We start from the raw sequence: 23514 nt of genomic DNA, 5'->3' as shown, positions 1-23514 counted from the left end.
ATTCACCGCATTGCAGCATGCGTAGTGCGGTGATAACCGTTTCATTTGCAACCACTTAGCCGCCTGGAAGTCCATGAGCAAGACCCCCACCGATAAGCAAGCCACGCTGATCGAAGCGCGTACGCGCATCGACAGCATCGACCAGCAACTGCAGTCGCTCATCAGCGAGCGCGCCCGTTGGGCACAGCAGGTCGGCCGGGCCAAGGGCCCGTTGAAGGCGGCGGTGGAGTATTACCGACCCGAGCGCGAGGCCCAGGTGCTGCGCGGTGTCATCGACCGCAACGACGGCCCGCTGCCCAACGGCGAGCTGGTGCGGCTGTTCCGCGAGATCATGTCGTCGTGCCTGTCGCAGCAGCAGCCGCTGAAGATCGGCTTCCTCGGCCCCGAGGGCACCTTCAGCGAGCAGGCCGTGCGCAAGCACTTCGGTCATGCCGCGTATGGCCTGCCGCTGGGCAGCATCGAGGAGGTCTTTCAGGAAGTGGCCGCGGGCAATGCCGATTTCGGCGTCGTGCCGGTGGAAAATTCCGGGCAGGGCATGATCCAGATGACGCTGGACATGTTCCTCGTCTCCAAGGCCACCATCTGTGGCGAGGTGGAACTGCGCGTCCACCAGAACCTGCTCTCGCTCAACGGCGAGCTGAAAGAGATCAAGCGCGTCTACTCGCACCCGCAGTCGTTGCAGCAATGCCAGGGCTGGCTGCGCGTGAACCTGCCCAACGCCGAGCGCATTCCCGTTTCCAGCAACGCCGAGGCCGCGCGAACGGCCAAGCTGTCACCGGAATCCGCCGCCATCGCCGGCGAGACGGCCGGCCGCGTGTACGGCCTGAAGACCATCGCCGGCCCGATCGAAGACCGCTCGGACAACACCACGCGGTTCCTCGTCATCGGTCGCTCGATCTTCCCGCCCTCGGGCAACGATCGCACGTCGCTGCTGGTGTCCGTGCGCGACAAGCCCGGCGCGCTGTACGACGTGCTCAGCCCGCTGGCGCAGCACGGCATCAGCATGAACCGTATCGAGTCGCGCCCGGCACACACGGGCAAGTGGCAGTACGCGTTCTTCATCGACGTGTCGGGCCATGTCGACGACGACGCGATGAAAGCCGCCCTCGACGAGATGAAGCCGGCCGCCGCCGACGTGCGCGTGCTCGGTTCCTATCCGGTCGCCTTGCCGTGACCGTCGGGTTCGACGCGGCCGCGCTCGCGAACCGGGCGACGGCCGCGCTGCGCGCGTACGATCCAGGCCACGACCTGCCCGCGCTGCGTCGACGTTTCGGCGCGGCCATCGCCGAACTGGGCTCGAACGAGAATCCGCTCGGCCCCAGCCCAATGGCCATGCAGGCGGCCACACGGGTGCTGCAGGACATGTGGCGCTACCCCGACCCGACCGGCACGGCGCTCAAGGCCTGCCTCTCGACCGAGTTGGACATCGCACCGGCAGGCATCACGCTCGGCAACGGTTCGCACGAACTGCTGATGTTGCTGGCGCAGTGCTTCGCCGACGCCGAGCATCCGGTGGTGTTCTCGCAGTACGGTTTCGCGGTGTTTCCCATCGCCGCCGCGGCGGCCGGTGCGCATGGCATCGCCGTGCCCGCCTTGTCGGCCGACCATCCCCAGGCGCCTTACGGGCACGACCTGGAGGCGATCGCGCACGCGGTGACCCCGACGACGCGGCTGGTCTACCTCGCCAACCCGAACAATCCGACCGGCACCTGGTTCACGGCCGCCGCGCTCGCCGCGCTCCTCGAGCGCGTTCCGCCGGCCACCCTGGTAGTGGTGGACGAGGCGTACCACGAGTACGTGGACGCCGCCGGTCCCGCAACCGCCGTCGCCCTGATGGACCGCTTCCCCAACCTCGTCGTGACCCGCACCTTTTCCAAGGCGCACGGCCTGGCCGGGCTGCGTATCGGCTACATGGCCAGCCATCCGTCGGTGGCGGCGGTGTGCGAGCGGCTGCGCGAATCGTTCAACGTCAACGCCGTGGCCCTGGCCGCCGCGGAGGCCGCGCTCGCGGATCGCGCCCATCGTGATCGCGTGCGCGAGGTCAACGCGGGCGACCGCGCGTGGCTGGCCGATGCGCTGACCGCGCGCGGCATGCGCGTGCTGCCGTCGCAGACCAACTTCCTGCTGGTCGACCTGGGGCGCGACGCCGCGCCCGTCGAGGCCCATCTGTTCGAGCGCGGCGTGATCGTGCGGCCCATGGGCGGCTACCGGCTGCCCCATACGGTCCGCATCAGCATCGGCAGCCGTGCCGAACTTCACCGTCTACTGGAGAACCTGCCATGAGCCGCATGGACTGGCAAAGCCGCGCGGGTCGCCCCCTGCGCGGCGAGATCGCGGTACCGGGCGATAAATCCGTATCCCATCGCGCGCTGATGTTCGGCGCGCTGGCCGAGGGCGTCACCCACATCCGCGGTTTCCTCGAAGGCGAGGACACCCGCGCCACCGCGGCGATCCTGGGCACGCTGGGCGTGCGTTTCGACACGCCGGCCCCGGGCGAGCGCGTGGTGCATGGCGTGGGTCTGCATGGCCTGCGCGGCAGCACGGACGACCTGGACTGCGGCAACGCGGGCACCGGCATGCGCTTGCTCGCCGGACTGCTGGCCGGGCAGGCGTTCGACAGCACGCTGGTCGGCGACGCCTCGCTGTCGCAGCGACCGATGCGTCGTGTCACCGATCCGCTGGCGCTGATGGGTGCCTCGATCGACAGCGTTGACGGCAAGCCGCCGTTGCGCATCCACGGCGGCGCCCGGCTGAAGGGCATCCGCTACCAGCCGCCCGTCGCAAGTGCGCAGATCAAGTCGGCGCTGCTGCTGGCCGGCCTGTACGCCGAGGGCAGCACCGAGGTGATCGAGCCGCATCCCACCCGCGACTACACTGAAAGCATGCTCAAGGCTTTCGGCTGGCCGATCGAGTATTCGCCGGGCAAGGCGAAGCTGGAAGGTGGCCATCGTCTCACCGCGGTGGACGTGGACGTGCCGGCGGATTTCTCGTCGGCGGCCTTCTTCATCGTCGCAGCCTGCGTGGTGCCCGGTTCCCACGTGCGCATCAAGGGCGTGGGCCTCAATCCGCGCCGCACCGGACTGTTGGCCGCACTCGAGCTCATGGGCGCGGATATCGCCGTGGAAAACGAGCGCAGCAGTGGCGGTGAGGACATCGGCGACCTCGTGATCACCTATGCGCCGCTGCATGGTGTGGCCCTGCCGCTGGATATCGTCCCCGACATGATCGACGAGTTTCCCGCTTTGTTCGTCGCCGCGGCCGTGGCCGAGGGCATGACCACGATCCGCGGCGCGGCGGAGTTGCGGGTGAAGGAGTCGGATCGCATCACCAGCATGGCCAACGGGTTGAAGGCCTGTGGCGTGTTGATCGACGAACTGCCGGATGGCGCGATGATCCGTGGCGGCAGCATCGGTGGCGGGCATATCGACAGCCACGGCGATCACCGCATCGCCATGAGCTTCGCCGTTGCAGGCCTGGTCGCCAGCGCACCGATCGTCATCGGCGACTGCGCCAACGTCGCCACCTCGTTCCCCGGCTTCATGGCGCTGGCCAACGGGCTGGGTTTCGACCTGACGGATTCCGTGGCGTCCGCGTAGGCGCTACGCTGGTCGCCTTCCCCGACCGGATGCCCCCATGGCAGACAAGCTCCCCCCGTTCGTCGTCGTCGTCCCGGCGCGGTTCGGCTCCACCCGACTGCCGGGCAAGCCGCTGCTGAAGATCGCCGGCGAATCGATGATCCGGCGGGTGGCGGCAAGGGCAGGGCAGGCCGGCGCCGCGCAGGTGGTGGTCGCCACGGACGACGACCGCGTGGCGACGGAGTTGCGCGGTTGCGGCGACCTGCTGGTCTGCATGACCCGGACGGACCACGCCTCGGGCAGCGACCGCATCGCCGAGACCGTGGCTCACTTCGGTTGGCCCGACGACACCATCGTGGTGAACCTGCAGGGTGACGAGCCCTTCGCCCCCGCCGCCGGCATCCGTGCGGTGGTGGCCACGCTGGCGGGGGACGACGCGCCCATGGCCACCCTGGCGACGCCCATCGTGCATGCCGACGAATTCTTCGACCCCAACATCGTCAAGGTGGTGCGCAGCCAGAACGGTCGCGCGCTGTATTTTACCCGCGCGCCTGCGCCCTGGGCCCGGGACGATTTCGCCCGGGACCGGGGCGTGCTGCCACCCGGCCTGCCGTTCCTGCGCCACATCGGCATCTACGCGTATCGGGCCGGCTTCCTGCGCCGGCTGGCGGCCCTGCCGCGCACCCCGCTGGAGCAACTGGAGTCGCTGGAACAGCTGCGCGCCCTGGAGAACGGCCACGCCATTTCGGTCCAGCCCACGCCGGAGCCGTTCCCGCCCGGGATCGACACGGCCGAGGATCTGGAACGGGCCGAGCTCTGGGTGGCGACCCAGGTCGGGGTTCGTGAGTCCTAGGGGATTTCCTACACGGGTAGCCTGCTCTCGCCTACATTCATCTCCGGCCTCCGCCGGGCGCGTCGCGTAGGGCGACGACGTAACCTATCCCTGTCGCCAAGCTCTCCCCCTAAGGACGGCGACACTCCCACGGAAGGTCCGGCGCCGGCATGATTCATCCCATGCCGGCGTTTTCGCGCCCGGCGTACGCCCACGCGGTAAAATGGGGGCATGGAGCACACCGAGTCGCACCCCTTCGACGGCAAGACCTTTGTCCGCCACCTGACCACCTCGCCCGGCGTCTACCGCTATTTCGACGCGGAGGACGAACTGCTGTACGTCGGCAAGGCCGCCAACCTCAAGAAGCGCGTTAGCAATTATTTCCTGAAGCCGCCGATGGACCCGCGCATCGCCTCGATGGTGTCGCAGATCGCGCGGGCGGAAGTGACCCTGACCCGTACCGCGGGTGAGGCGCTGCTGCTCGAATCGCAGCTGATCAAGTCGCTGAAGCCGCGCTACAACATCGTGCTGCGCGACGACAAGAGTTACCCCTACATCTACCTGTCCAGCGCCGACGAGTACCCGCGGCTGGGCTTCCATCGGGGCGCCAAGACCGCGACGGGCCGCTACTTCGGCCCCTATCCCAGCACCTTCGCCGTCCGCGAGAGCCTGGGCCTGATGCAGAAGCTGTTCAAGGTGCGCCAGTGCGAGGACAGCTATTTCCGGAACCGCTCGCGGCCCTGCCTCCAGCACCAGATCGGCCGTTGCAGCGCCCCCTGCGTGCGCCTGATCGACGTGCCGGACTACCGTAACGACGTGCGTCACGCCGAGATGTTCCTGGAAGGGCGCAGCAGCGCCGTGATCGACGAGCTGGCCGTGGCGATGGACACCGCCAGCCAGGCGTTGCACTTCGAACGCGCCGCCACCCTGCGCGACCAGGTGGCGGCCCTGCGCCGGCTCCAGGCCCAGCATTTCGTGCAGGGCGCGAGCGCCGACATGGACGTCATCGCGTGCAGCATGGAGGGGGGCATGGCCTGCGTCAGCGTGCTGTTCTTCCGCAACGGCGTCAGCCTGGGCTCGCGCGACTTCTTCCCGCGGCTGGGTACGGATGCGTCGATCCCCGACGTGCTCGCGCAGTTCATCGCCCAGTACTACCTCGAGCGCCAGGTGCCGCGCGAGCTGGTGCTCAGCGACGACGTGGAAGACATCGAGGTGCTGGCCGGCGTGCTGTCGGAGCATGCCGGGCACACGGTGTCGCTCAAGCCCAGCGTGCGCGGCGAGCGCGCCCGCTTCCTGGAAATGGCCCAGCGCAACGCGGGTGCGGCGCTGACCTCGCGCCTGGCCAGCCGGCACACGCTGCTGGCGCGATTCGACGACTTGCAGAAGGTGCTCGAACTGACCGACATGCCGCGGCGCCTCGAGTGCTTCGACATCAGCCACACCATGGGCGAGGCGACAGTGGCCTCCTGCGTGGTGTTCGGTCCCGAGGGGCCGGAAAAGTCGCACTATCGGCGCTTCAACATCGCCGGGATCACCCCGGGCGACGATTACGCCGCCATGCACCAGGCACTGACGCGGCGCTTCAAGAAGGTCGTGGAAGGCGGCGTGCGGCCGGACATCCTCCTGATCGACGGCGGCACGGGCCAGGTGGGGCAGGCGGTGGATGTCCTGCGCGAGCTCGGCGTCGAGGGCATCCGGGTGGTCGGCGTGGCCAAGGGCCCCGGCCGCCGCGCCGGCGAGGAAACCCTCGTGCTCGCCGACAGCGGCCGGACCTTGCACCCCGGCACCTCGTCGCCGGCCCTGCACCTCGTGGCCGCGGTCCGTGACGAAGCGCACCGTTTTGCGATCAGTGGCCATCGCCGCCGTCGTGAAGCGGCCCGCGAACGCAGTACGCTGGAGGACGTGGCCGGCGTGGGCGCGCGCCGACGCGCGGCCCTGTTGAAGGCCTTCGGCGGACTGGCCGGGGTGGAAGCGGCCGGCGTCGAGGAATTGATGAGCGTGAAGGGCATTGATCGCGGGCTCGCGGAGCGCATCTATGCCATGCTGCATCCCTGATCGAACGGAGGTGTCGGCTCGCACCGATTCCTCCCGTACTGGCTGACCTATGCGCATCAACCTCCCCACCTGGCTCACCCTGTTCCGCGTGCTCCTGCTGCCGGTCATGGTCGTCGTCTTCTACCTGCCGTTCCGCGGCGCCAGCCTGACGGCGGCACTGGTCTTCGTGCTGGCCGCCTTCACCGACTGGCTGGATGGCTACCTGGCCCGGCGCATGAACCTGACCTCGGCGTTCGGGGCATTCCTGGACCCGGTGGCGGACAAGCTGATGGTCGCCGTCACGTTGTTCCTGCTGGTGCAGTCGCACCCGGGCGGATGGCAGGGGATATTGCTGGCGGTCACGGCCGCCGTCATCGTCGGCCGGGAAATCAGCGTTTCCGCACTGCGCGAATGGATGGCCGAGATCGGCGCGCGCTCGCGGGTCAAGGTCGCCTTCCTCGGCAAGCTGAAGACCACGATGCAGATGGTGGCCCTCGTGGTCCTGCTTCTGCAGCACGACGCGGAGACGCTGCGCCTGTACCACATCGGCGAGGCCTTGCTGGTCATCGCCGGCATCCTGACGATCTGGTCCGGGCTGGACTACCTGCGTGCCGCCTGGCCGGCCTTGCGCGGCGACGCCGAGGCGATCCATAAAAGTGAAAAAAAACCGCTGCAAGGTGGTTGACACATGGGCGTCGTGATCTAGAATAGCCGGACAACGACGCGGGAATAGCTCAGTTGGTAGAGCACGACCTTGCCAAGGTCGGGGTCGCGAGTTCGAGTCTCGTTTCCCGCTCCAAAGTTTTCACGAAACCTCGGTCACCCGGGGTTTTGTTTTTTAGGCGCCACGCGATACTCTTCGCGCTGCGCCAGCGATGGCCGGGTGGCAGAGTGGTCATGCAGCGGACTGCAAATCCGCGTACGCCGGTTCGATTCCGACCTCGGCCTCCATCGCATTCCAAGGCGCTCCGCTCACGCGGTGCGCCTTTTTTCTTGTAAGCCCGGATGGCGAAATCGGTAGACGCAAGGGACTTAAAATCCCTCATCCGCGAGGGTATGTCGGTTCGAGTCCGACTCCGGGCACCATCTGTACCAAAGGGTTCCGCGATCCGCTGAACCCGCATTGCACCTCACCCGTAAAATTCTCCCTAAAATTCACGACTTCTCAGACGTGCCGAAGACCGGCACGTCACACCGAATTGGCGCCCAATAAACGACAGCGCCTGCCTCGTTTCAAAGCTATAAGAGGGGTCGGTCGGCAAGGCACGAGGTTTCGCTCGGTGCTCCGACACACTCGGTGGGGATAACCATGATTGTCGAAACGAATGGCCGGAAGGCCGCTATGGGCGCATGCGTCGCGATCGTCATGGGTGCTTTCAGCAGCCATGCGCATGCTGCAGCGATCAATTGCAAAGACATCCCGCCGGGTGCGACCTGGCAATACGCTTCCAACGATCCGTGGGGACAGGGCAACAAATACATTTACTCCTATGAATTGCTGTCCGCGAATCCCACCTTTAATGTCAGCCAGACGTTGGTGAGCCAGAACGCCTTGCCCGACCCGATAACCGCGACGTTTACCTCATCGAAGTCGGAATCGTTCACGTCCACCGTGAGCTCGAGTCTGTCGGTGTCATTCTTCAAGTGGCTTACCGCCAACGTCAGTGCGAGCTTCACCCAGACGATCACGACCCTGATCGGCCAGTCGGCTACAGTGCCCGTGCCGGCCATGTCCAGCGTTGTTGGCCAGTACGGCGTCGATGCATACGACATCACCTACAACGTGCGAACCTTGATGATGACCAAGTCGCAGAATTTCTATTTCTGCTTCGACCTTGGCAACGAGACAAGAACGTCGAACGTTCCGACCACCACGATTCGCTGGCGTTTCTCGCCCGGCTGATTCGGTTCGTCGTGTCTGCGACGCCGAACTGGCCCTGGTGGGCTGGACTGCCTCAGTTTGTCCTTTGCATTACCCTGTCGACTTACCCGAACGCGGCGCAGGTCATCCGGACCAGGTCCGGTGTGCCCCGCTCCGGCACCACGAGTAACGAACACAGGCCCACCTCATGACACACCAGACAGCGCTCAAGGTCATTATCGGCTCGCGCAATCCCGTCAAGATCGGCGCGGTACGCAACGCGCTCACGGCGCTCTTTCCCGAGCATGTCCTCGCCTGTGAGGGCATGCATGCGCCGTCTGGCGTCGCCGATCAGCCGATGACCGCGACGGAGACGCGGCAGGGCGCCATCCAGCGCATGCAGTACTGCCAGCAACACGGTGGTGAGGCCGACTTCCATGTTGCGCTGGAAAGTGGGATCGAGATGGGTGAGGACGGTCCGGGATCAGTCGGTTACGTGGCCATCGCTAGGGGCGACCGCCTATCCGTAGGTCGCAGTGCCTGGCTACCCGTTCCACCGATTGCCTACGAGGCCCTGCTCGAAGGCGAAGAGTTGGGCGACGTGATGGACCACCTGTTCGGCACGGTCAACGTCAAGCAGCAGGGAGGCGCCATAGCCCTCGTCACGCGAGGTCATGCCACTCGCGAGGGCGTCTACACGCAGGCCTTGTTGCTGGCGATGGCGCCGTTCCTGAATCCCGATCTGTACGGTTTGGCTTAGCGAGTCGTCCCGTGAGCGAGGACACCCGTATGTCGGTTCGGCGACAGGTCACACCCCCGTAACGCCGCCTGTGCGAAACGTGGGTATTAGGGAGGTGCGCCATGCTCGGATCTACCCAGGCCACGGTGACCGCCGCCGCGACCGAACACGTCAAGCCACTGCGCGTCTACGTCTTCTATCCATCGATCAATCACCGTGCATGGTGGGTCCTGCTTCCGGGATCGGCCAAGGAGTCGTTCGACTCGGAAGGTGCGGCGATCGAGTTCGCGGTGACACGCGCCCGCACGTTGCGCGGTCACGGCCGCCCTGTCGAGGTGCTTCAGGAAAAGATCTCGGGATCGTGGATGGCCGTTCGAGTGTCATGAGAGTCCCCTGTTCGTGAGTGCCTGTTGATCCAGTTCGACCTGTCCGGAGATGTTTCGCCATGACGACCGAGTACGAAACGATCAACCAGCGCCTCATCGGCGAACTCAAGGCGCACCGTCGGGAGATGCGGAGCCCGGTGATCGTCGATCCGCGGCGTTACCGCGACCCTGAAGACGAGGCAGTGCAGCTCGCCTATCCCGGCGATGCGAGCGCAGCGGATGTGGCCTGCGACGACGCCGAGCTCGGGCAGGTGGAAGACGATCACTGAAGCGCGTCGAGGGCTTGCAATGCGGGCAAGGCTTGCCTAGAATTGCCGGCTTGATGCGGGAATAGCTCAGTTGGTAGAGCACGACCTTGCCAAGGTCGGGGTCGCGAGTTCGAGTCTCGTTTCCCGCTCCAGATTTTCGAAGCCCCGGTTAATACCGGGGCTTTTTTTTTGTTTTCTGCTCAGAGCGCGAAGGAGGCCTAGGTTTGGCTTCGTGCTTGGCTTTGTGGTCCTGTGGTCCTGTGGTCCTGTGGCCTTGGAGCCTTGGAGCCTTGGAGCCTTGGAGCAAGAGCCGGCGGGTATCCCCCTCGGCGCCACGCCTGCGGCGACCCGTCGTGGAAAGCCGCTAGCGCGGCCGTGTCTTTGATTCGCGCACATCGTGCGCTCCTACCCGCGGCCGTTTGTCTATTGCCCTTCGGGCCCGGGTCGGGCTTCGAACGGAGGTTTCCGATTCGACCTCCTGTCTCAGCGGAAACGGCGGCCGTCCTGGCCGGCCCCCTTCGGGCTTTTTCCGTTCGAAGCCCTCGCCTGCGGCTACCGGCCCCGAGGGGGCTACCCGCCGGCTCTTCCTCAAACTGGGGTGGGGTGTGGGGCGAGCAGCGCGTGGTGGTGGGTGAGTAGACGCGAAGGTACGGCGTCGCCGCTTTGTTGGCTGTTCGCGCACATCGTGCGCTCCTACGCCTGGTAGGGCAGGTTGTGAAACGCGTGATCTGCCGGCTGTGTAGGAGCGCACGCGTGTGCGCGAACCCTCAACACACCTAAGGCGGTTGATGCCGCACGCAACAGCCCAGCGAGCGTTCCCAGCAACGAAGCGAACCCCCGCTCTGTGCTCGACCCCAAGCCACCTCAGTCGTCGAAAGAGCCGGCGGGTGCCACCCTCGTGGCCGGTAGCCGTAGGCGAGGGATTCGAACGGAAAAGGCCCGAAGGGGGCCGGCCAGGACGGCCGGCCATTTTTGCTGAGCCATGGATGGCGAATCAAAAATCCCCGTTCGAAGCCCGACCCGCTGCCCGAAGGGCAATAAGACAACGGCCGCGTCAGCGGCCTTTCCTTTTCGGGTCGCCGCAGGCGTGGCCACGAGGGTGGCACCCGCCGGCTCTTGCTCCAACGCCCGAAGGCTTCAAGGCTAAGCGCGATGCCGAAGGCGAGCCCTCCCAAAAGACACCAACCTCAAGGATCAGCCACAACCCAAAGCGCCGGCATGTGCAGCTCCGCACACCCATGCCGACAGGCGAACGTGCTGTGCTCGCCGACCAGGAAGACATGCTTTCCGCCAGCCAGCGTGATGTCGAGCGTGCCGGACACCCCGGCATCCCCGCGGACGGTCGTGCGCTTGTTGGCGGTGACCGCCTCGGTGAACGACTTCGTCCCCCAGTGCCAGGTGACCGTGCCCAGCTTGCCCCGCAGGGCGATATCGGCAGGGTCTGCACCCTTGCCCGCCAGGTGGAGGTCGTCGCCCGCGCAACCAGCGAGGAGCAGGGGGAGCAGGATGAGGCCGAGTACGCGGTAGCGTTTCACGTGATGTCCAGCCGGAGGGTCGCCACCGGTAACGGCCGAGGTCGGCAAAGCTTGATGCCGGAGGATGCGCCCATGTATCCGCGATTCATGGGCCCTCCTCGACGAGGCGCTCCCCGGACGTGACCGGCTTGCCCGCGGTAACGGGTGCGACAGGTGCGCGGCGCAGCGGCGCGTCCTTCATCCACCAGGCGACGACGAACGCCACCGCCATCACGCAGGCGCCGACGTCGTACACCGTATGCAGGGAAGCACCGAACGCCTCCAGGTAGGAAGCATGGATATCGGGGGGCAGGGCGTTCACGGCATCGGGGCGAAGCGACCGCGCCGGCGAGCCGGCAGGCAGCAGGTCGGCCATGCGCGACTGCAGGCCGTTGCTGAATACGGCACCGAACACCGACACGCCCACCGAGCCGCCGATCGAGCGGAACAACGTCACGCCGGAGGTGGCCACGCCCATGTATTTCATGTCGACGCTGTTCTGCGTGGCGAGAACCAGCACCTGCAGGATCATGCCCAGTCCCACGCCGAGCAGCCCGGCGTAGGCGTACATGAGCGGGATGAGGCTGTCGTTGTGCAGCGTACCCAGCAGCGTCAGCGCCACGGTCGCGAGGAACGTGCCGACGATGGGGAAGACCCGGTAGCGCCCCATGCGGCTTATCAGGCGGCCGCTGACGATCGAGCTGACCAGCAGGCCACCCATCAGTGGTAGCAGCTGCATGCCGGCTGCCGTGGGAGACACGCCCTTGACCACCTGCAGGTACAACGGCATGAAGGTGGTCGAGCCGAACAGCGCCGCGCCGACGAACAGGCCGATGATGCAGCTGAGCAGGAAGGTGCGGTGCCGGAACAGTCCCAGCGGGATGATCGGCTCGCTGGCTACCGATTCCTCGTAGACGAAGCCGATCACGCCAATGATGGCGAAAGCCAGGATGAACCACAGTTCCCCGGACGACCACGGCAGCATCGTGCCGCCCTCGGTGGTGAATAGGATCAGGCAGCTCAGCGCGAGTGTCAGCCACGCGGCTCCCCAGTAGTCGATGGTGTGCTTCACGTGGCGCACATGGGGATGGAACGCCGCGGCGATGACGCCGATGGCGACCAGTCCCAGCGGCAGGTTGACGTAGAAGATCCAGCGCCATGACAGATGGTCGACCATGAAGCCGCCGACCAGCGGGCCGAGAACGGTCGCCAGGCCGTACACACCACCGAACAGGCCCTGGTACTTGCCACGGTCGGCTGGCGGGATCACGTCGCCGATCGAGGCCATGACGATCACAAGCAGGCCGCCGCCGCCCAGTCCCTGCAGCGCGCGCATGGCGATCAGCTGGGTCATGTCCTGGGCCAGGCCGCACAGGACGGATCCGAGGAGGAAGAGGGCGATCGCGGTCTGCAGCACCACCTTGCGGCCGAACAGATCGCCGAACTTGCCGTATAGCGGCACCACGACGGTGGAACTGAGCAGGTAGGCGGTCACGACCCACGACAACTGGCTGAAACCGCCCAGTTCCGTCACGATCGTCGGCAGCGCGGTGGAGACGATGGTCTGGTCGAGCGCGGCCAGCAACATCACCAGCATCAGCGCAGGGAACAGCACGCGCAGGGAGGGGGTGGCGGTCGGCGAGGGCGCCGAATCCGGCACGGGGGAAGCGGTCACAAGGGTATCCCGTGAATTTAATTAATGGGTAAGTTAATATAGGTGCGACACGGCGTCCGGTCAATCCGACACGCTGCCGTGGTATTGAAGTCGTGGTGTCGAGCGCCTTTCGACCATGTCGGAGCATCCTTGGTTACTTCTGTCCCCCGCCGCGGCCGTCGCCCCGGTCGGCCACCCGTCCAGCCGGACGGCCCCGACCAGCGCCAGCGCCTGGCCGATATCGCCCTGGAACTGATCGCCCGGAAGGGCTACGCCGAAACCACGCTGGCGGGCATCGCCCGGGCCGCGGGCATGACATCCGCCGCGGTGCACTACTACTTCAAGACACGCGAGCAACTGTTCGACATGTTGTTCGACGAGCGCATCGCGCCGATGCAGAAACGCCTCGAAGGCATCTTCCTGGAGCACGCCGACGATCCGGTGGCGGCCTTCGCGAGCCTGGTGCGCCGCTTCGTCGAGATCGCGGGCGATTCACCGTGGGTGGGACCGGTCTTCTTCGGCGAGATGCTCAACGACAGCGACCTGTTCAAGCAGCACATGCGCAAGCGGCTGGGCGACTCGCGCCAGCTGGCGGTCGTCGGCACCATCCGCCGGTGGCAGGAGGAGGGGCGTATTGCCCAGGACCTCGACCCCGCCCTTTTGATGGGCACGGTGCTCAGCCTGACTGTGCTGCCGGTCACTGCCAGCCGGAAATGGAAGGGCGATGCCTTGCGTGGACACATCGACGCAGAGGTGATCATGCGGCACGCGCTGGCCCTGCTGATGCACGGCATCCGGGCCCCCAGCGACCACGCCGGCTGACGTAAATACGTCCTATCCCCCGGCTTCACGTGATTGCCATGCGGCCCCGGCGACTCTTGCCGCTCTGGCGCGCACTATCCACTCGGGGATCGGATCATGGCTAATACGACGGGCTCTCACGTCAACACCATCGGCGCATTGGCCGCTGGAAAACTGCTGGCCAAGGCCACCGGCGGAAAATGGGGTCCGGCCATCCTGATCCTTGCCGGCATCATCCTGCTGCGCAAGCGCGCCGCACAACGTGCCGCACAACGACAACGCGCCGACATGGCCCTCGTGAGCCACGCCGACGCGTCGTACTGACCGTAATCAGTCCTGCTGCTTGTTGTCTTCGCCGGTGCCGTCCAACGGATCGCCGGACGAGTCGGTCTTCGGTTGCTCGGTCGGGCCCCGCTTCTGCGGCGGGGCGTCGTTCTGGCCGGGATGCTGCGGCGGGCGATTTTTCTCATTAGCCATGGTCGTCTCCTCGGGTAAAGATTCACCTTGGCGTGTCGCCGCTGACGATGGTGTGGTCACTTCGTGAGTGCGATGTCGTGAAGGCCGATTCGGCTGAGGCGTTCACCACCGTCAGGCTGTAACGATCGGCGAATTACGCTCCGGTGGCGCAGGACATGTGGCGGCGAGATGGGGAGTAGGCGAACCCCTACATACCAACGCGGACGCGGCCTACGTGACGATCGGGTCGCGTCGCCTCACGACGCGGGGAGATTACCGCTACAGGCCCTGCGGGCATTCGATGATCATACCGGCACGCTGGTTGTCTCGCCTGCACATCTGGCATTGTATGCATTCGCAGGCAGCGTGCAGGTCATTCCTCGCGCACAGAAGTACAGTCGGCCCAGGGAGGGCAAAGAATGATTAATGTTGTTTTGGTCGACGACCACGAGCTGGTCAGGACCGGTTTCCGGATGATCCTGCAGCAGCAGGCCGACGTCCGTATTCGGGGGGAGGCCGGTTCGGCGGAGGAGGGCCTGCGGCTTATCCGCTCGCATTCACCGGACATCGCACTGGTCGACGTCCACATGCCGGGCATGAGCGGCGTCGAGCTTACCGAGCGCGTCATTCGCGCCAAATTGCGTACCAATGTCGTGATTCTCACGGTGGTGGACGACGCACGGTTCCCCAAGCGCCTGCTCGACGCCGGCGCACTCGGTTACCTGACCAAGGCCTGCACCGCCGACGAGTTGCTCGCGGCCGTGCGGCAGGTGGCGTCAGGCCGGCGTTACCTCGCCCCCACCGTGGCGCAGCAACTGGCGTTGGCCACGCTGGATGGCTCCGACTCGCCGTTCGACACCTTGTCCACGCGCGAGATGGAAGTCTCGATGATGCTGGTCCGCGGCATGCCGCTCACCTCCATCGGCGAACGCCTCAACCTCAGTCCCAAGACGGTTTCGACCTACAAACAGCGCCTGATGGAGAAGCTGCACGTCGAGCATGTCGTCGGTCTTGCCCATCTCATGACGGTGCATGGCCTGCTCGATACCCATAACCACCAGGTCGGCACCTGACAAGGCTGGCGTTCAGCGCCGCTATCCACCGATGGGACCATAAAAAACGCCGGGCTTAGCCCGGCGTTTTTTATGGTGGAGAGGGAGGCTTTCGCCTCCCCCGGGCGTTACGCGTCGCCGTGCGGCTTCTCGTCGGACGAGGGCTTGTCGGACGAGGGCTTGTCGGACGAGGTTTCCTGGCGCGGACGCGTCAGCAAGTCGCCCTGGGCCGGTGCCGGTGAGGCCGGCTGCGACGGAGCCACCGGTTCGTGGGACACCGGCGAGACGTTGGACGCCTCGGGCGACTTGGGCGTGACCACCGCGGGCGGTGCCGGGGCATCGACCGGCGGTGCTGGCACATGGTCCGCAGCTGCCGGGGCCGGGGCGACGGCGGTCGGCACCGGCGTGGGAGCCGGGGCCGGAGCACGCGGAGTCGGGGCAGGTGCCGGGGACTCCACGGGTGCCGGTGCCGGTGCCGCAGGCGCCGGGGCTTCCGCGGGAGCGGGTGCCTTTACCGGGGCGGGTGCTTGCACCGGGGCCGGAGCCTGAACCGGGGCCGGAGCCGGTGCCTGGACCGCAGCGGGAGCCGGGGCCTGGGCCTGGGCCGGTGCCTCCGCCGGTGCCGGAGCGTGAGCCACGGGCGCGTCGGCCTGGCGAACCGGCTCGGCACGAGGTGCCGTCTCGACCGCGGGCGCCGCCGGAGCCGGAGTCACGGCAGCGGCTGGCCGGGGCTTGCGCTCGGGCTTCCGTTCGATCGCGGCGTCGTCGGTGTCGCCTTCGGTCGACAGCATCCCACGCGCCGGTGCATCGAGCACCGAGGGCTGGCTGGCCGGGGAGGCGGCGGGCTGAATCGTCTCGGTTGCCGGTGCCGGTACGTCGCTTGCTGCCGGGACATGGGCGGCATGCGAAGCCGGCGGCGGCGTGCTCAGCGGTGCATCCGATTCGGTCTGCCGACGCTCGGTCGTGCGGACCGGGGCGGAGTCCGCCGGAGTGGCGCTATCGATCGGGTGTGACGGAGCCGGGGCGGGCGCCGATGCCGTGGGCTGGCCCGGAATCGGCGGCAGCTTGGGCAGCGAGCTCAGGGTGAGCGCCGACGGCACGTTTTCGTCGTCCGAGGCGTCGCCCTGGACGGCCGCCGGCGCCGGGACCGAAGCGGCCGGGGCGGGACGGGTGGCTTCGTGGCGCGGGGCTTCCACGGCGAAAGCGTTCTCGGCCGCGGCAGCGGTGTCGAGCATGGGCGGCACGCTGGCGCTGGAACGGCCCGTACCGACCGGTGCTTCATCCTCACCCTCAACCTCGTCGTCGTCGAGGTCGTCGGCACCGTTGGCACCATCGGCCGAGCCGACGGCACCGCCGTCTTCCTGGCGACGACGGCGACGGCCACCGCGACGACCGCGACGGCGGCGCTGGCCACCCTCGGTATCCTTGCCGCCATCGGTGGAAGGCGCTTCGCTGTCGACCTCGCCCGTGGCGACGGCATCGACGCCCAGTGCCTCGGCGTCGAGGATCAGCTTTTCGTCGTCGTTGACCACCGGCGCGGTGACTGGCTTCTCGGCCGGGTTGCGCGGGGCGGCGGCAGCGACGTCCGGCGCGATGTTGACGTTGGCGGCCTTCTCGATGCGCTCACCCTGCGGCTGACGCTCGCCGCGCGGCTGACGCTCACGACGGCCGGTGGTCTCACCCGAGGGCGAGGTCTCGGTACGGCCACCCTGGCGACCCTGCTGTGCAGGATCCTTCTGGCGCGTTGCCTTTTCGTCGCCCTGGCGCGGCGCGGCGTCGTTACGACCCTGTGCCGGCTTGTTGCCGTTACGCGGCTGCTGCGTCTTGCCCTGCGCGGGCAGGCCATCACGGTCCTTGCGCGGACCCTGCGCCTGGCGCGGTTCGCCACCGCGGCCACGGCCTTCGTTGCCACGACGGTCGTCACGGTCGCGGCGGTTGCCACGCTCGTTGCGATCACCGCGTTCGTTGCGTTCGTTGCGGCCAGCGGGGCGGGCCTCGTCACGGCGGGACGCCGGGCCGGGCTGCGCCGTGGGGGCGGGCTGCGTGCCGGCGTTGCCGCCGAACAGGCTGCCGAACAGGCGCGAGAAGAAGCCACCCGCGGGGGCGGCAGGCGCGACCGGTGCGGCGGCGCGGGGAACCGGCGCCGCAACGGCGACGGCCACCGGCTCGGCGATTTCCTCGCGAACCGGGGCGGGCGACGACGGCACGACGCCCGTGACCAGCGGCTGCTCGCCGCTGCCCAGCGCCTGGCCCATCTTGGGCAGGGCCTGGGCCACCACCGGGGTGGTGCGCTCGTAGCTGGGCTTGCTGTGCTCGCCCATGTCCACTTCGCGGATGCGGGTGATCTCGAGATGCGGGGTTTCCAGCTTCTCGTCGGCCACTACCACCACGTGCACGTTGTGGCGCAGCTCGATCTCGACGACGCTGGCGCGCTTCTCGTTGAGCATGAAGTTGGCCACCGAGGACGGTGCCTGCACCAGGACCTGCCCGGTGTTTTCCTTCATGGCGTGTTCTTCGATCAGGCGCAGGGTGGACAGCGCCAGCGATTCCACGCTGCGGATGTGGCCGTGGCCCTCGCAGCGCGGGCAAACGATCTGGGTGGCTTCGCCCAGGCTGGGGCGCAGGCGCTGGCGGGACATCTCCAGCAGGCCGAAGCGCGAGATGCGACCGATCTGGACGCGGGCGCGGTCTGCCTTGAGGGCGTCCTTCAGGCGCTCTTCCACCTCGCGCTGGTGGCGCGGGCTGTCCATGTCGATGAAGTCGATGACTATCAGGCCGCCGGCGTCGCGGATGCGCAGCTGGCGGGCGATCTCGGTCGCGGCCTCGAGGTTGGTGTTGAACGCCGTCTCTTCGATGTCGCTGCCCTTGGTGGCCTTCGACGAGTTGATGTCGATGGCGGTCAGGGCTTCGGTCTGGTCGATGACGATGGAGCCGCCCGAGGGCAGGCGCACATTACGCTCGAAGATGCTGTCGATCTGGCTTTCGATCTGGTACCGCGAGAACAGCGGGGTCGGATCCTGGTAGAGCTTGAGCTTGCGCAGGTTGTTCGGCATCACCTGCTGGACGAAGTCGCGGGCGTCGTTGTACAGCGACTCCTCGTCGATCAGGATTTCGCCGATATCGTTGCGCAGGTAATCGCGCAGGGCGCGGATGAACAGCTTGGATTCCTGGTAGATCAGGAACGGGGCTTTTTGCGATTGCGACGCGCCGGAGATCAACTTCCACAGCTGGAGCAGGTAGTCCAGGTCCCACTGGAGTTCCTCGGCGTCGCGGCCCATGCCGGCGGTGCGCACGATGAGGCCCATGTCGTCGGGCACCTGCAGGTGCTCCATGGCCTCCTTGAGGGCCTGGCGGTCTTCACCCTCGATGCGGCGCGAGACGCCGCCGGCACGGGGATTGTTGGGCATCAGCACCATGTATCGGCCGGCGAGGCTGATGAAGGTGGTCAGGGCGGCGCCCTTGTTGCCACGTTCTTCCTTCTCGACCTGGACGATGATCTCCTGGCCTTCCTTGAGGAGATCGCGGATGTTCGACTTGCCTTCCGCGTTGGGATTGAAATATTCGCGGGAGATTTCCTTCAGGGGAAGGAACCCGTGGCGCTCGGCGCCGTAGTCGACGAAGCAGGCTTCGAGCGAGGGCTCGACGCGAGTGATGCGGCCTTTGTAGATATTGGCCTTTTTCTGCTCGCGGGACGGGATTTCGATATCGAGATCGTAGAGGTTCTGACCATCGACGATGGCCACACGCAACTCTTCGCGCTGAGTCGCGTTGATAAGCATACGCTTCATTTGTAATTTCCTCGGCCTTGCCGCGCGGCCGCGGGCCGCGGTGGCGCCCATGTGGCGGCCTGCCGGGGATCGCGCCGCAGCGGTGAGGCTTCAAGCGGCATGGGATCCGGGACCGATGCCTGGACCCGGCGTGATTCGTGATAAGCGCCTTGCAACCGGTCCGCGTCCCTACGGATTAGCCGGACAACCGCAACCCGAACCGTTACGATGTGGGGTGTCTTCGCGTTCCGTCTCCCTGGACGGACCCGCGCGACACTCGCCTTACGTGACGGTACAGGCACCCCGCGAGAGATAAGTCTTCAGCGGAGCCTGGCGCTGGCCGAGTATCCTATCAATTTCGAGTTTTATCAATGCAGACGGCAACTTCCCTCGACGGCGGCCAAGGTGTGCGCATCGTCGAAATCGGACCCGAGCGGGACGGCCAGCGCGTGGACAACGCGCTGCTTACCCTCCTGAAGGGGGTGCCGCGCAGTCTCGTCTATCGCATCCTCCGAACCGGTCAGGTCCGCATCAATGGCAAGCGCGCCAAGCCGGAAACGCGCCTGGCCGCCGGCGACATGCTGCGTATTCCGCCGGTGCGCGTCGCGGAGCGCGATGAGACGGTGGCTCCCTCCGGCATGGTGAGAGCCGTGGCCGACTCGGTCATCTTCGAGGACAAGCACTTCCTCGTGATCGACAAGCCCGTGGGCATCGCCGCTCATGGCGGCAGCGGGGTCAGCCACGGGGCGATCGAGCTGCTGCGCGCGGCGCGCCCTACGGAGCACCTGGAACTGGTTCACCGGCTGGACCGGGACACCAGCGGTGTGCTGGTGCTGGCGCGTTCCCGCCCGGGCCTGACCGGCCTGCAGGCGCTGATCCGCGAGAACGAGGTGACCAAGCAATACCTCTGCCTGATGACCGGCACGCCGCGCAAGGCCAAGTTCGACGTCAACGCGCCGCTGCTGAAGTCGGTCATGCACGGCGGCGAGCGCCTGGTGCGGGTGGACGACGGCGGCAAGCCGTCGCTCACCTTCTTCCAGGAGATGGAGCAGTACCCCGGCTCGCGCCTCATGCAGGCCACGCTGGGCACGGGGCGCACCCACCAGATCCGCGTGCACGCCCAGTATGTCGGGCATCCGCTGGCGGGCGACCCCAAGTACGGCGACGAGGAAGCCAACAAGCGGCTGCGGGCCAAGGGGTTGAAACGGATGTTCCTACACGCCGCGCGCATGAGTTTCGATCTTGGCGGCAAGAACTACGATTTTTCTTCGCCGTTGCCCGACGATCTGAAGGTTTTCCTGAACAACCTGCGCGGCTGATCCCGCGCCCATGGTTGCGGCGGCCCCTGCCTAGCCCAGGTAGCGGGCGCTGACTTCCAGCGACCGCAACGCGCCGCCGCTGACGCAGGCCTGCAGGACCACCGCGCTCAGTGCATGCGCCACCGCCACCGGCACCAGCGCGCGGTGGCGCAGGTACCACCAGGCCCAGCCCAGTTCGCCGACGAAGCACAGCTGCATCAGCAGGCCGTTGGGCGTGTGCAGCAGGGCGAACACGGTGGCCGCCCCCAGGATGGCGAGCGGGCGCGGCCACACGCGGTCGAGCAGGGCCGCCACCACGGCCAGGATCAGCCACTGCTGGAACGTGGCCCAGGCCAGATAAACCAGCACGCGTCCGATCGGGGGCCACACGGGAGCATGACCGGCGATGGCGGCCACGACGAGCGCCGCGGGCAGGGCGAGCGCGGGCACCCAGGCGACACGCCAGCCGCCCGGCCAGCCCCACGGGGGCAGTCGACATTGCCCTGCGAGCAGGGCCGCGTAGGCCACGCCGATGGCGAACATCGCCACCTCGCTCGGGGCCGGGTGAAACGACAGCCCCAGGCCGGCGATGAAGGCGACGGGTCCGAGCACGGCGAGCAAGGCGTCCGTCGGCCCGGCGCTGCCACGGCGCAAACGGTGGCGGGCAATCAGCAGAAGCAGGTAAAGCGAAGGGAGAAGCCAGGCCTTCCAGCCCGACGCGGTGCCGTCGGCGCCGGGGGCATCCGCCGCTCGGGGTGGGGTGTCGCCGTCGCCGAAGATCACCAGGGCATCGCGGGCACGTGCCTCGTCGCGCCAGCCAAGCAGGGCTTCGGCGGTGAGGCCGGTCGGCAGGCCGGTCGTGGCAAGGGCAGGCGCCGCTGGTTCGTCGGTCGATGCTAGGCGGGCGTCGCGAAGGGTGAGCGTCTCGCCGACGGGCAGTTGTACGCGCAGGCGCAGCATCGCCACGCGGTGGGGCGCCGGCATGGCCGCGCCGCGCTCGTCGGTCCAGGCGAGCCGGTCCAGCCTCACGGCGGTCGACACCAGTGGGCCGGGTCCCAGCGTGCCCAGCTCGGCACGCAGGCCCGGACTGTCCAGCGTCTGGCGGACCGTCAGGCCGTAGCGGCCCGGGGCGTTCGCCTCGGCATCCAGGTGGAATACCGCGGTTCGTGCGAGGTCCGCATCCCGACGCAGCGGCAGGCCGATCTCGAAACCGGTGGCGGCCATGGCCTGTACCGCCACCCCCCGGGTCGAGGACGACAGCTTGCCTGCGCCGAAGGCGCGTCCCGCCACGACATCCCCGGCATCGCGGAAACGCCATGCCCAGGGGGACTGGCCGCGGGCGAAAGCGGCGCGGTCGACGGCGCTGTCGCGCTCGATGGCCGTGTGGACCACCGAGGCGGCAAAGCGCGGCAAGACAATAAAAAGCAGGGCGACGGCCATGACGATGGCCGCGACCACCGTCGCCATGGGGGCCCAACCGGCGGCGCGTGGCGGCACGTCAGCGATCGAGCAGCGCCTCGACCCGCGCCGCACAGATCACGTCGTTGAGCGAGAGGCCGCCCACGTCGTGGGTGGACCACAGCACCTGACAGTGGCCGTAGCCGGCTTCGAGATCGGGGTGGTGGTCTTCCTGGTTGGCCATGAAGCCGACGGCGTTGATGAAGCCCAGGGTGTGGCGGAAATCCGGGAAGGTGAAGTCCTTGACGATGGCCTTGCCGTCGGCGGTGACCGACCAGCCGGGCAGGGTGGCCAGGTGCTCGTCGAGGGTGGCCCGATCGAGCGCGTTCTCCGCGCCCTTGCGCGGCTGGCAGTGCTGGGAGGCGAGCGGGGAAAGCGACATGGGGAAGGTCCGTCCGGGGAAAGCGCGAAGCGTCGGCGCTCCGGCTGGAATTGTCAAAAGGCGGCGCCCTGGACTAAACAGTACTAGAATGGTGCTGTATTCCGGCGTCCCCACGCCGGTACCGGATTCGGAGTGATCATGATCGATATTTCGGAGCGCGCCCAGGCGCATTTCCAGCGGTTGCTCGCCCAGCAGGGCGGCGACGGCCTCGGTATCCGCCTGCGCGTGGTCGAGGCGGGCACGCCTGCCGCACAGTGCGAGCTGGAGTTCTGCGACGCCACGGAACTCACCGGCGACGAATGGACCGTCGAGTGCACCGGCTTCAACCTCTATGTCGACAGCGAGAGCATGCGCTGGCTCGACCCGGCCAACATCGACTACGAAACCCACGCCACCGGCAGCCAGCTCAATATCCGCGCACCGCGGATCAAGGGCGATGCGCCGGGCGAAGGCGCCGGCATCGTGGAGCGGGTGACGTTCGTGCTGGAGTCGGAGGTCGCGCCGCAGATCGCCTCGCATGGCGGCCGCATCTCATTGGTGGAGGTCACCGCCGAAGGCGTGGTGGTGCTGCGCTTCGGCGGCGGCTGCCACGGTTGCGGCATGGTCGATGTCACGCTGAAGAACGGCGTGGAGAAGACCCTGCGCGAGCGCGTGCCGGAAATTACCGAGGTGCGCGACGTCACCGACCACGAGACCGGCGACACGCCGTACTTCGCCAAGGCGTAAGTACGGCCCGATGGGTCAGTCGCCCTGGATGTGGTGTTCCAGGCCCTGCAGCTTCGTCGGCATCGTGGCGAAGTACGCCGACACGTCGTCGATGTCCTGGTCGGACAGCGTTGCGGCGAAGCCCTTCATGATGGCGTTGTTGCGGCGCCCGTCCTTGTACTCGTGCAGCGCCTGCGCAAGGTAGTCGGCGTACTGGCCGGCCAGGCGCGGGTACTGCGGATCGACGGAGTTGCCGTCCTGGCCGTGGCAGGCCACGCAGGTGGCGATCTTGGTCTTGCCGCGGGCCGGGTCGCCGGCGGCGAAGCTCGAGGTGGCGGTCAGCGCGAAGATCGCGCCGATGGCAATCAGGGAAAACCCACGGATCATCATTCGTCCTCGGCGGCTTACTTGGCGAGACTGGAAAGGTAGGCGGCGATGTCGTCGATGTCCTGGTCGGACATGCTCTGCGCCTGGGCGCCCATCGTTGGGTGAGTGCGCTCGCCGCTCTTGTAGGCCTTCAGGGCGTTGACGAGGTATTGCTCATTCTGGCCGCCGATATGCGGCACGTGGTACTCGGGATACGCATTGGCATAACCCGGTACGCCGTGGCAGCCATTGCAGGTGTAGACCAGCGTCCGCCCCCTGGCCTTGTCTCCTTCGGCATGCGCGGCGGATGCGGCGCACAGAGCTACAGCGATCAGGCCAATCAGATGCAGACGCTTCATTAAGAGTTCCCTGGGTGCCGGTCGGGG

The 23514-nt window shown here is 67.1% G+C and carries 23 protein-coding genes and 4 tRNA genes; 19 read left to right on the top strand and 8 right to left on the bottom strand.

The genetic code is table 11. The features are described from left to right. The first annotated feature begins 73 nt into the window (after window positions 1-73). The 14 genes from pheA (at window position 74) to AB8808_RS14585 (ending at window position 9827) form a co-directional block, all read left to right on the top strand. The gene (pheA, locus tag AB8808_RS14650; RefSeq protein ID WP_285402077.1) at window positions 74-1174 is read left to right on the top strand and encodes a prephenate dehydratase; all 1101 of its coding nucleotides are present in this window, start codon (window positions 74-76) and stop codon (window positions 1172-1174) included. After that, on the top strand, window positions 1171-2283 hold the full coding sequence (gene hisC, locus AB8808_RS14645) for a histidinol-phosphate transaminase (RefSeq protein WP_369930388.1): 1113 nt from the start codon (window positions 1171-1173) through the stop codon (window positions 2281-2283). The genes pheA and hisC overlap by 4 nt, the downstream gene beginning before the upstream one ends. Further along, entirely contained in the window at window positions 2280-3596 is a 1317-nt protein-coding gene (gene aroA / locus AB8808_RS14640) for a 3-phosphoshikimate 1-carboxyvinyltransferase (RefSeq protein WP_369930387.1), read from the top strand. Before hisC ends, aroA begins: the two co-directional genes overlap by 4 nt. A gap of 37 nt (window positions 3597-3633) precedes the next feature. Beyond that, entirely contained in the window at window positions 3634-4428 is a 795-nt protein-coding gene (gene kdsB, locus AB8808_RS14635; protein ID WP_369930386.1) for a 3-deoxy-manno-octulosonate cytidylyltransferase, read from the top strand. 210 nt (window positions 4429-4638) lie between these two features. Further along, window positions 4639-6462, top strand: a complete 1824-nt coding sequence (gene uvrC / locus AB8808_RS14630; protein ID WP_369930385.1) for an excinuclease ABC subunit UvrC — start codon at window positions 4639-4641, stop codon at window positions 6460-6462. 49 nt (window positions 6463-6511) lie between these two features. Beyond that, window positions 6512-7126: a CDP-diacylglycerol--glycerol-3-phosphate 3-phosphatidyltransferase gene (pgsA, locus tag AB8808_RS14625; RefSeq protein ID WP_369930384.1), complete on the top strand. Its 615-nt coding sequence runs from the start codon at window positions 6512-6514 to the stop codon at window positions 7124-7126. A gap of 38 nt (window positions 7127-7164) precedes the next feature. Next, window positions 7165-7240 (top strand) — tRNA-Gly (locus tag AB8808_RS14620). Window positions 7241-7318: 78 nt separating this feature from the next. Beyond that, window positions 7319-7392 (top strand) — tRNA-Cys (locus tag AB8808_RS14615). Window positions 7393-7440: 48 nt separating this feature from the next. Continuing rightward, window positions 7441-7527: transfer RNA gene (locus AB8808_RS14610), tRNA-Leu, on the top strand. A gap of 223 nt (window positions 7528-7750) precedes the next feature. After that, window positions 7751-8344, top strand: a complete 594-nt coding sequence (locus AB8808_RS14605; RefSeq protein ID WP_369930383.1) for a hypothetical protein — start codon at window positions 7751-7753, stop codon at window positions 8342-8344. A 166-nt stretch (window positions 8345-8510) separates the two neighbouring features. Then, complete coding sequence (gene yjjX, locus AB8808_RS14600) at window positions 8511-9062, top strand: inosine/xanthosine triphosphatase (RefSeq protein WP_369930382.1); 552 nt, start codon at window positions 8511-8513, stop codon at window positions 9060-9062. 101 nt (window positions 9063-9163) lie between these two features. Next, entirely contained in the window at window positions 9164-9427 is a 264-nt protein-coding gene (locus AB8808_RS14595) for a hypothetical protein (RefSeq protein WP_285402093.1), read from the top strand. 59 nt (window positions 9428-9486) lie between these two features. After that, window positions 9487-9696 (top strand): hypothetical protein, encoded by a 210-nt coding sequence (locus tag AB8808_RS14590; RefSeq protein ID WP_369930381.1) that lies wholly within the window; start codon window positions 9487-9489, stop codon window positions 9694-9696. Between the two features lie 55 nt (window positions 9697-9751). Beyond that, window positions 9752-9827, top strand: a tRNA-Gly gene (locus AB8808_RS14585). 1035 nt (window positions 9828-10862) lie between these two features. Here AB8808_RS14585 and AB8808_RS14580 read toward each other — a convergent pair. Together AB8808_RS14580 and AB8808_RS14575 are read right to left on the bottom strand one after the other, a co-directional pair. Next, complete coding sequence (locus tag AB8808_RS14580) at window positions 10863-11210, bottom strand: hypothetical protein (protein ID WP_369930380.1); 348 nt, start codon at window positions 11208-11210, stop codon at window positions 10863-10865. A gap of 85 nt (window positions 11211-11295) precedes the next feature. Continuing rightward, a complete protein-coding gene (locus tag AB8808_RS14575; protein ID WP_369930379.1) occupies window positions 11296-12864 on the bottom strand; it encodes an MDR family MFS transporter in 1569 nt (522 codons plus the stop codon). A gap of 129 nt (window positions 12865-12993) precedes the next feature. Here AB8808_RS14575 and AB8808_RS14570 point away from each other — a divergent pair, with 129 nt between their 5' ends. Both AB8808_RS14570 and AB8808_RS14565 read left to right on the top strand, forming a co-directional pair. Next, window positions 12994-13665, top strand: coding sequence for a TetR/AcrR family transcriptional regulator (locus AB8808_RS14570; RefSeq protein ID WP_369930378.1), 672 nt, complete (start codon window positions 12994-12996; stop codon window positions 13663-13665). Between the two features lie 96 nt (window positions 13666-13761). After that, window positions 13762-13968, top strand: coding sequence for a hypothetical protein (locus tag AB8808_RS14565; protein WP_369930377.1), 207 nt, complete (start codon window positions 13762-13764; stop codon window positions 13966-13968). 6 nt (window positions 13969-13974) lie between these two features. On the opposite strand, the gene AB8808_RS14560 is transcribed toward AB8808_RS14565, so the two are convergent. Next, on the bottom strand, window positions 13975-14121 hold the full coding sequence (locus tag AB8808_RS14560) for a hypothetical protein (RefSeq protein ID WP_369930376.1): 147 nt from the start codon (window positions 14119-14121) through the stop codon (window positions 13975-13977). A gap of 398 nt (window positions 14122-14519) precedes the next feature. Here AB8808_RS14560 and AB8808_RS14555 point away from each other — a divergent pair, with 398 nt between their 5' ends. Then, window positions 14520-15173, top strand: coding sequence for a response regulator (locus AB8808_RS14555; RefSeq protein ID WP_036140617.1), 654 nt, complete (start codon window positions 14520-14522; stop codon window positions 15171-15173). Window positions 15174-15280: 107 nt separating this feature from the next. Here the strand turns inward: AB8808_RS14555 and rne are convergent, their stop codons facing one another. After that, entirely contained in the window at window positions 15281-18940 is a 3660-nt protein-coding gene (gene rne / locus AB8808_RS14550; RefSeq protein ID WP_369930375.1) for a ribonuclease E, read from the bottom strand. A 350-nt stretch (window positions 18941-19290) separates the two neighbouring features. Here rne and AB8808_RS14545 point away from each other — a divergent pair, with 350 nt between their 5' ends. Continuing rightward, window positions 19291-20238, top strand: a complete 948-nt coding sequence (locus AB8808_RS14545; protein ID WP_081916469.1) for an RluA family pseudouridine synthase — start codon at window positions 19291-19293, stop codon at window positions 20236-20238. Window positions 20239-20268: 30 nt separating this feature from the next. On the opposite strand, the gene AB8808_RS14540 is transcribed toward AB8808_RS14545, so the two are convergent. Both AB8808_RS14540 and AB8808_RS14535 read right to left on the bottom strand, forming a co-directional pair. Continuing rightward, on the bottom strand, window positions 20269-21684 hold the full coding sequence (locus tag AB8808_RS14540; protein WP_369930374.1) for a CPBP family glutamic-type intramembrane protease: 1416 nt from the start codon (window positions 21682-21684) through the stop codon (window positions 20269-20271). Between the two features lie 31 nt (window positions 21685-21715). Continuing rightward, the gene (locus tag AB8808_RS14535; protein WP_369930373.1) at window positions 21716-22057 is read right to left on the bottom strand and encodes a 4a-hydroxytetrahydrobiopterin dehydratase; all 342 of its coding nucleotides are present in this window, start codon (window positions 22055-22057) and stop codon (window positions 21716-21718) included. 138 nt (window positions 22058-22195) lie between these two features. Between AB8808_RS14535 and AB8808_RS14530 the strand changes: the two genes are divergently transcribed. After that, window positions 22196-22783 carry an NfuA family Fe-S biogenesis protein gene (locus AB8808_RS14530; protein ID WP_036140620.1) on the top strand — a complete coding sequence of 196 codons (588 nt, stop codon included), beginning with the start codon at window positions 22196-22198 and terminating at the stop codon, window positions 22781-22783. Window positions 22784-22798: 15 nt separating this feature from the next. Here AB8808_RS14530 and AB8808_RS14525 read toward each other — a convergent pair whose 3' ends face one another. Both AB8808_RS14525 and AB8808_RS14520 read right to left on the bottom strand, forming a co-directional pair. Continuing rightward, entirely contained in the window at window positions 22799-23149 is a 351-nt protein-coding gene (locus AB8808_RS14525) for a c-type cytochrome (protein ID WP_369930372.1), read from the bottom strand. 17 nt (window positions 23150-23166) lie between these two features. Then, the gene (locus AB8808_RS14520; RefSeq protein WP_036140622.1) at window positions 23167-23487 is read right to left on the bottom strand and encodes a c-type cytochrome; all 321 of its coding nucleotides are present in this window, start codon (window positions 23485-23487) and stop codon (window positions 23167-23169) included. Window positions 23488-23514 lie beyond the last annotated feature (27 nt).

The organism is Xanthomonas sp. NCPPB 2632 (assembly GCF_041228075.2).
Lineage (GTDB): Bacteria > Pseudomonadota > Gammaproteobacteria > Xanthomonadales > Rhodanobacteraceae > Luteibacter.
This window is presented reverse-complemented; position numbering and strand designations above follow the sequence as displayed.